The sequence below is a fragment of the Kitasatospora sp. NPDC059973 genome (genome assembly GCF_042737525.1).
Taxonomy (GTDB): domain Bacteria; phylum Actinomycetota; class Actinomycetes; order Streptomycetales; family Streptomycetaceae; genus Kitasatospora.
On record NZ_JBHWUI010000273.1, the window covers coordinates 1 to 6541 of the forward strand.

Here is a 6541-nt window from a genome sequence, read left to right on the forward strand (position 1 = left end):
GGCCGCGCTGGGGAGCGCGGCCGGCCGGCGGAGGTGGTCGACGGGGTGGATCAGCCCTGCGGGTGGTGGGCCGGGATCGGCGGGAGCTCGCCGGTGACCTCGTACTCGCTCAGCATCGTGATCCGGCGGGTGTGCCGGGCGTCGCCGCTGTACGGGGTGTTGAGGAAGACCTCGACGAAGCGGGTCGCCTCCTCCCGGGTGTGCATCCGGCCGCCGACGGAGATCACGTTGGCGTTGTTGTGCTCGCGGCCGAGCGAGGCGGTCTGCTCGCTCCAGGCCAGCGCCGCACGGACGCCCTTGACCTTGTTGGCGGCGATCGCCTCGCCGTTGCCCGAACCGCCGATCACGACGCCCAGCGCCTCCGGGTCCGCCGCGGTGCGCTCGGCGGCGCGCAGGCAGAACGGGGGGTAGTCGTCGGCCGCGTCGTAGATGTGCGGCCCGCAGTCGACCGGCTCGTGGCCGGCCTCCTTGAGCCACTCCACGAGGTGGTTCTTCAGTTCGTATCCGGCATGGTCCGAGCCCAGGTACACGCGCATGCCATGAGTGTGGCACGTGCGCGCACCCGGGCCGCGCAGGGGGCGGCCGAGCGGGCCCGCGGGGCGCCCGGCCCGGGAGCGGACCGGTCAGCGCCTGCCGAGCAGCTTCCAGGCGAGCGGCAGGACGCCGGCCGCGAGGACGGCCTTCAGCGCGTCGCCGACCAGGTACGGGTAGAGGCCGAGCTCGGCGGCGCGGGACAGCGGGACGCCCAGCGAGAAGGCGAGGTACGGCACGCCGACGGCGTAGATGGCGAGGGTGCCGAGCGCCATCGTGGCGGCGGTGTTCAGCGGGGTGCGGTCGGCGCCCCGGCGGGCCAGCGCGCCGGTGAGGGCGGCGGCCAGGACGAAGCCGATCATGTAGCCGAGGGTGGGGATCGACCAGCCGGAGGCGCCCTCGGCGAACCAGGGCAGGCCCGCCATGCCGGCCAGCAGGTAGAGGCCGAGCGAGGCGATCCCGCGGCGGGCGCCGAGCGCGGTGCCGACCAGCAGCGCGGCGAAGGTCTGGCCGGTGACCGGCACCGGGGAGCCGTGGACGGTCACCGAGAACTGGGCGGCCAGACCGGTGAGGGCGGCGCCGCCGGTCACCAGGACGAGGTCGCGGGCCTGGGCGCCGAACCGGCCGGACGCGGCGGGCAGCAGGTCGGCGAGGACGCCGCGGCTCAGTATCGACGTGGTGGCAGTCGGGGTGGTGGCAGTGGCCATCGGGGTTTCCTCCGCACGGGGACGGTCGGCGATCGGACGATCAGGTGAGTGAACACCTGTGAACCTACGTGGTGATCGCCGCCGGCACCGTCAGGGAACCGGACAAAGCCCCGGCGGCCGTGATTGTCGGATCCGTCCCCCTCGCGGCCACGGACCGTGAGCGATCCGGCCGAATACCGTCACGATCCGGTCCGTATCGTGAGCCCGGGCGCGTCATTCTTGGCATGGACAGCGGTGCCCCCGGATATTGGGCCATTCGCACCGCATTCCGAACAGTCTGGATTCCCACCTCATGGCCCGTACCTCCGCGCCCACGGCGCCCGGGACGACCTCCACCGCCGAAGCACCGGCCGGCGGGCAGCAGCTCTCGCACGGTCTGAAGCAGCGCCACCTCTCGATGATCGCGCTCGGCGGGGTCATCGGCGCCGGCCTCTTCGTCGGTTCCGGGGCGGGCATCGCGGCGGCCGGACCAGCCATCATCCTGGCGTTCACCCTCTCCGGCCTGCTGGTCATGCTGATCATGCGGATGCTCGGCGAGATGTCGGCGGCCCGCCCGGCCTCCGGCTCGTTCTCGGTGCACGCGGAGAAGGAGATCGGCCCGTGGGCCGGGATCACCGCCGGCTGGATGTACTGGGTGATGCTCTGCTGCGGCGTCGCGGCCGAGGCCACCGCCGCCGGCAAGATCGTCAACGGCTGGGTCCCCGGCGTCTCCGCCTGGGTCTGGGTCGGCCTCTTCATGGTCTTCTTCTGCGCCAGCAACCTCACCGCGGTGAAGAACTTCGGCGAGTTCGAGTTCTGGTTCGCCACCATCAAGGTCGCCGCGATCGTCGCCTTCCTGGTGATCGGCACGCTGGGCGTCACCGGGGTGCTCGGCCCCGGCGCTCCCGGCGCCACGAACCTCACCGGCCAGGGCGGCTTCCTGCCCACCGGCGTCAGCGGCCTGATCGTCGGCCTGCTCGCCTCGGTCTTCGCCTACGGAGGCCTGGAGACCGTCACCATCGCCGCCGCCGAGTCCGACGACCCCAAGCGCAACGTCGCCAACGCGGTGCGCACGGCGGTCTGGCGCATCGCGATCTTCTACATCGGCTCGATGGCCCTGGTCGTCACGCTGGTCTCCTGGAAGGACCCGTCGGTCGTCGAGAACGGCCCCTACGTGACCGTCCTGCAGCACCTGGGCGTGCCCGGCGCCGGCACCATCATGGAGGCCGTGGTGCTGATCGCCCTGCTCTCCGCGATGAACGCCAACATCTACGGCTCCTCCCGGATGGCGTACTCGCTGGTCTCCCGCGGCCAGGGCCCGAAGGCGCTGGCCAGGGTCAGCGGCGGGGTGCCGCGACTGGCCGTGGTCGCCTCCTGCCTGTTCGGCTTCGGCGCCGTGCTGGCCTCCAAGTTCTGGCCCGACACCGTCTTCACCTGGCTGATGAACACCACCGGCGTCGCCATCCTGGTGGTCTGGTTCTTCATCTGCGTCGTCCAGCTGCGGATGCGCCGCCGGCTGGAGCGCGAGACGCCCGAGCTGCTCACCGTCCGGATGTGGGGCTTCCCGTACCTGACCTGGGTGGCGATGGCCGCCGTGGTCGGCATCCTGGCGCTGATGACCACCACCGAGGGCAACCGGCAGCAGCTGTACGCGGCCGGCGTGCTCGTCGCGCTGCTGATCGGGGCCGGCCTGCTCAAGCAGCGCCGGGACGCCGCGGCCGCCCGCTAGGGCTTGTCCGACAGGTCCCGCCGCGCGCGCGAGGGCCCGGTACCGCTCCTCGGCGGTACCGGGCCCTCGCGCGTGGCGCCCGCCGGTGCGGGCGGGCCGTCCGCTACTCGAAGGACGGGCCCGCGGTACGGGTGCGCTTGATCTCGTAGAAGCCCGGGGTCGACGCGACCAGCAGGGTGCCGTCCCAGAGCCGGGCGGCGGCCTCGCCGCGCGGGGCCGGGGTGACCACCGGGCCGAAGAAGGCCACCCGCTCGCCGTCCGCGCCCTCGACCGCGATCACCGGGGTGCCGACGTCCTCGCCGACCAGGGTGATGCCCTCCTTGTGCGAGGCGCGCAGGGCCTCGTCGTACGCGTCCGTGTCGGCGGCGTCCGCCAGCCCGGCCGGCAGGCCCGCCGCGACCAGCGCCGCCTCGACGGTCTCGCGGGTCCGGGGCAGGCCCTGGTTGTGGAAGCGGGTGCCCAGCTCGGTGTAGAGCCGGCCGAGCACCTCGTCGCCGTGCTGCTGGGCGGCGGCGATGCAGACCCGGACCGGGCCCCAGGCGCTGTCCAGCAGCTCGCGGTAGTCCTGCGGGAGGTCACGGTGCTCGTTCAGCACGGACAGGCTCATCACGTGCCAGTTCACGTCCACCGGGCGCAGCTGCTGGACCTCGATCAGCCAGCGGGACGTCATCCAGGCCCACGGGCAGGCCGGGTCGAACCAGAAGTCGGCGGTCTTGCGCTCAGCGGCAGTCGTCACGGCTGTCGTCCTTCGGTGAGATGCGGGGCGGTCCCCGGCACGGGGCCCACCCGATCCCGAACGCCCGCGCGGCGCCGCTGATTCCGTACCGGCGCCCCGGTTTGTGCAATGGTACCGGCGCGGGCGGCGTGAAAGGATGCCCCGCAGCAGCACCACGACGCGCAGCACCCACCGCACCAGTTGAGACCGCACCACCGTGCGAGCCGGACAAAGGAGTACCGCCGTGCCGGGCAAGAACCTGAGCCGCGACGAAGCCCAGCAGCGGGCCAGCATCCTGGCCGTGGACAGCTACCAGGTCCGGCTGGACGTGACCTCGGCCCCCGACCCGGCGGCCGCCACCTTCCGCTCCACCACCACGATCGCCTTCCGGTGCGACGAGCCGGGCGCCTCGACCTTCCTCGACCTGCTGGCGAGCGCCGTCCGCGCCGTCACCCTGAACGGCCGCGCGCTCGACCCGGCCACCGCCTTCGACGGCGCCCGGGTGCACGTCGACGGCCTCGCCGCGGAGAACGTCCTGGTGGTGGACGCCGACTGCGCGTACAGCCGCACCGGCGAGGGCCTGCACCGCTTCACCGACCCGGTGGACGGCGAGACCTACCTCTACACCCACTACGAGCCGGCCGACGCCCGCCGGGTGTTCGCCACCTTCGAGCAGCCCGACCTGAAGGCGCCGTTCTCCTTCACCGTCACCGCGCCCGCCGCCTGGGACGTCCGGTCCAACGCCGTGCACGAGCAGGTGACCGACGACGGCGCCGCCCGCACCTGGCGGTTCGCGCCGACGCAGCCGATCTCCACCTACCTCACCGCCGTCGTGGCCGGCCCGTACCACATGGCCACCGACCACTACAGCCGCACGCTGGCCGACGGCACCGCCCTGGAGATCCCGCTCGCCGCGCTGTGCCGCAAGTCGCTCGCGCCCTACTTCGACTCCGACGAGATCCTCGGCGTCACCAAGCTCGGACTCGACTTCTTCCACGAGGAGTTCGACTACCCGTACCCCTTCGGCAAGTACGACCAGTCCTTCGTCCCCGAGTACAACATCGGCGCGATGGAGAACCCGGGCTGCGTCACCTTCCGCGAGGAGTTCATCTTCCGCTCGAAGGTCACCGACGCCGCCTACGAGGGCCGGGCCAACGTCATCCTGCACGAGATGGCGCACATGTGGTTCGGCGACCTGGTCACCATGCGCTGGTGGGACGACCTGTGGCTGAAGGAGTCCTTCGCCGACTTCATGGGCTCCTACGCGCTGATCGGCGCCCGCACCCGGTACTCCTCCGCCTGGATCACCTTCGCCAACCAGCGCAAGGCCTGGGCCTACCGCCAGGACCAGTTCCCGACCACGCACCCGATCACCGCGGACATCCGGGACCTGGAGGACGCCAAGCTCAACTTCGACGGCATCACCTACGCCAAGGGCGCCTCGGTGCTCAAGCAGCTGGTGGCGTACGTCGGTTCGGAGGCCTTCTTCGAGGGCGCCCGCCGCTACTTCAAGCGGCACGCCTTCGGCAACACCGAACTCGCCGACCTGCTGGACATCCTGGAGGAGACCAGCGGCCGCGACCTCAAGTCCTGGGCCGCCGCCTGGCTGCAGACCGCCGGCGTCAACTCGCTGACCCCTCAGCTCACCGTGGACGCCGAGGGCCGGATCACCGAGCTCGCCGTCCTCCAGGACGCCGGCAACGGCAGCACCCTGCGCCCGCACCGGATCGCCGTCGGCCTCTACGACCGGGACGCCGAGGGCGCGCTGGTGCGCACCGACCGGATCGAGCTGGACGTCACCGGCGCCCGCACCGTCGTCACCGAGGCCGCCGGCCGGCCCCGGCCCGCCCTGGTGCTGCTGAACGACGACGACCTGACCTACTGCAAGATCCGCTTCGACGCCGAGTCGCTGGAGACGCTGCGCAGCGGCCTCGGCGACCTCGACGACGACCTGGCCCGGGCGCTCGCCTGGTCCGCCGTGTGGAACCTGACCCGGGACGGCCTGATGCCGGCCCGCGACTACATCGCCCTGGTGCTGCGCTTCGCCGGGCGGGAGGCCAACATCGGCGTGCTGCAGTCGCTGCACCTCCAGGCCAAGGGCGCCGTCGACCTCTACGCCGACCCGGCCTGGCGCGGCGAGGGCGGCCGGCTGCTGGCCGACGGCGCGCTGCGCGAGCTGCGCGCCGCCGCCCCCGGCAGCGACCACCAGCTGGCCTGGGCCCGCTTCCTGGCGCAGACCGCGAACGGCTCCGAGCACCTGGGCCTGGTCCGCGGCCTACTGGCCGGCACCGCCCGGATCGACGGCCTGGACGTCGACCAGGAGCTGCGCTGGGCGCTCTGGCTGGCGCTGGCCGCGGCCGGCCAGGCCTCGGACGAGGAGCTGGCCGGGGAGCTGACGGCCGACAACACCGCGAGCGGCAAGCGCCAGTACACCCAGTGCCTGGCCGCCCGGCCGACCCCGGAGGCCAAGGCCGCCGCCTGGTCCGCCGTGATCGACTCGGAGGAGCTGCCCAACGCGCTGGTCGAGGCCAACATCGCCGGCTTCGCGCTGCCCGCGCACCGCGACCTGACCGCGCTCTACGCGGCGCCGTACTTCAAGCTGCTGGAGCGGATCTGGTCGGAGCGGACCATCGAGATCGCGATGCGGATCGTCGGCGGCTTCTTCCCGCACGCCCAGGTCGGTGAGGAGACGCTGGCCGAGGCGGACGCCTGGCTGGCCGGCCACCCGGAGGCGGCGCCGGCGCTGCGCCGGCTGGTGCTGGAGCGCCGGGACGACCTGGCCCGGGCCCTGCGGGCGCGGGCCTGCGACGGCGTCTGAGGCACGACGGTCCGTCCCCCGGGAGCCCCCCCCCCGCGGGCGCGCGGCGGGGGGTCCCCCCT

5 protein-coding genes are annotated in these 6541 nt (G+C 72.9%); 2 read left to right on the forward strand and 3 right to left on the reverse strand.

The features are described from left to right. Positions 1–50: 50 nt before the first annotated feature. Positions 51–536 (reverse strand): ribose-5-phosphate isomerase, encoded by a 486-nt coding sequence (locus ACFWA9_RS37395; protein ID WP_380393707.1) that lies wholly within the window; start codon positions 534–536, stop codon positions 51–53. 87 nt (positions 537–623) lie between these two features. Further along, positions 624–1238 carry a biotin transporter BioY gene (locus tag ACFWA9_RS37400; protein WP_329487648.1) on the reverse strand — a complete coding sequence of 205 codons (615 nt, stop codon included), beginning with the start codon at positions 1236–1238 and terminating at the stop codon, positions 624–626. A 292-nt stretch (positions 1239–1530) separates the two neighbouring features. Between ACFWA9_RS37400 and ACFWA9_RS37405 the strand changes: the two genes are divergently transcribed. Continuing rightward, positions 1531–2946 (forward strand): amino acid permease, encoded by a 1416-nt coding sequence (locus tag ACFWA9_RS37405; protein ID WP_352289200.1) that lies wholly within the window; start codon positions 1531–1533, stop codon positions 2944–2946. 103 nt (positions 2947–3049) lie between these two features. Here ACFWA9_RS37405 and ACFWA9_RS37410 read toward each other — a convergent pair whose 3' ends face one another. Then, positions 3050–3682, reverse strand: coding sequence for a disulfide bond formation protein DsbA (locus tag ACFWA9_RS37410; RefSeq protein ID WP_380393711.1), 633 nt, complete (start codon positions 3680–3682; stop codon positions 3050–3052). 223 nt (positions 3683–3905) lie between these two features. Here ACFWA9_RS37410 and pepN point away from each other — a divergent pair, with 223 nt between their 5' ends. Then, positions 3906–6479 (forward strand): aminopeptidase N, encoded by a 2574-nt coding sequence (pepN, locus tag ACFWA9_RS37415; protein ID WP_380393714.1) that lies wholly within the window; start codon positions 3906–3908, stop codon positions 6477–6479. Positions 6480–6541 lie beyond the last annotated feature (62 nt).